2 protein-coding genes are annotated in these 1,219 nt (G+C 55.8%); one reads left to right on the forward strand and one right to left on the reverse strand.

What is annotated here, in order from left to right; translation table 11 throughout:
* Positions 1-343: hypothetical protein (locus IVB36_RS04110; RefSeq protein ID WP_247390749.1), on the reverse strand; the 343-nt coding region annotated here is incomplete at its 3' end.
* A gap of 103 nt (positions 344-446) precedes the next feature.
* Between IVB36_RS04110 and IVB36_RS04115 the strand changes: the two genes are divergently transcribed.
* The gene (locus IVB36_RS04115) at positions 447-947 is read left to right on the forward strand and encodes a VanZ family protein (RefSeq protein ID WP_247361389.1); all 501 of its coding nucleotides are present in this window, start codon (positions 447-449) and stop codon (positions 945-947) included.
* Positions 948-1,219 lie beyond the last annotated feature (272 nt).

A 1,219-nucleotide genomic window follows, 5' to 3' on the forward strand; every position in this document is an offset into this window, starting at 1 on the left:
CGAACTTGCGGATCACGGTTGCGTCTCCGAATTCGCCTGTAGCCGGATCCCCGCTGCGGCTGAAGGCCACTGCGCCGCCAGAGCCCCCACCACCGCCGCCGGCTGATGAATACTCCTTGGTCGAGTGATCCTCGGTCGCGCTGTGTGGATCATTGTCGAAGGCTGAATGACTGCTGCCGCCGCCGCTATATCCTGCTCCGTCTTGGGCGCCGGAACGTGCGATGGCTGTTGACGTCAACGACGTCGACAGGAGTAGAGTCATCGCTGGCGGGGTTATGGCAGCAAACCTGCCACACATCTTCAAGAACTCCCGGCGGTCTTCGTCTTCTTCTGTTGTGCGCATCAGGTATTCCCCCTCGGGCTAACTGCGACTATTAAACCAAATTAAATAAATTAAATCCTTTAATTGTTCAATCACGAAAAGTTACGTTCTGGTGCGCCTACCATTGGTCGTACTGCCCTGCCGCGCGGCGGCAGAAGTTCTGGATCAGGTGAAGAACCGCAGCCACCACCCTGGCAAATGCGAGCCGCTGGATCCGGTTGGCGCTGAAGTATATTGCGGCAACTACTCGGGGTCAGTCGCTACTATGCTGTATAGAATTTCAGTTGCCGTGGCGTGGGCTTCTCTTGCCTTTATCACCTACGCAAGTCTGTCTCCAATCCACGACAGGCCTCAACTGAGCAGTTCGGCCAATATCGAACACGTCGCGGCCTTTGCGTTCCTAGGTTTGGCATTTTGTGCCGCGTACCGGGACCGGATGACGCTGGTGTGCAGCCTCGTGCTTGGTAGCGCAGTGGTGCTGGAATTGTTGCAAAAGCTGACGCCAGATCGCCATGCTAGATTGCTGGATGCGACCGAAAAGGTGGTCGGCGGGTTGCTCGGGATTTTGCTCGCCAGCATAGCTTTACGCCTGATCGAGCGCTGGACGGCTGCATCTGATGTCTAACGGTTCTTGCGGGTTGGGTTCATGCCCAATCGTGCCATAAGCCAGGGACGACCGTCGACATAGCTCACGTCCCAATATGGATAATCAACTTCAGCTGGTTGGGTCCCTAGTTAGCCTGCTTAGTCCCTTCAACCAGGTCAGGAGCCGACTAGTTCGTAAGGTTTGCGTTTGAACGTAAGCGCGAAGCCGATACCCTTGCTTCAGAATTCGAATGAACGTGCGAAAGAAGCCTCCGGCTTGGACGGAGGTTTCGGATGGGATTGGACAGCAAA

The sequence above is a fragment of the Bradyrhizobium sp. 35 genome, assembly GCF_023073215.1.
GTDB classification, from domain to species: Bacteria; Pseudomonadota; Alphaproteobacteria; order Rhizobiales; family Xanthobacteraceae; genus Bradyrhizobium; species Bradyrhizobium canariense_D.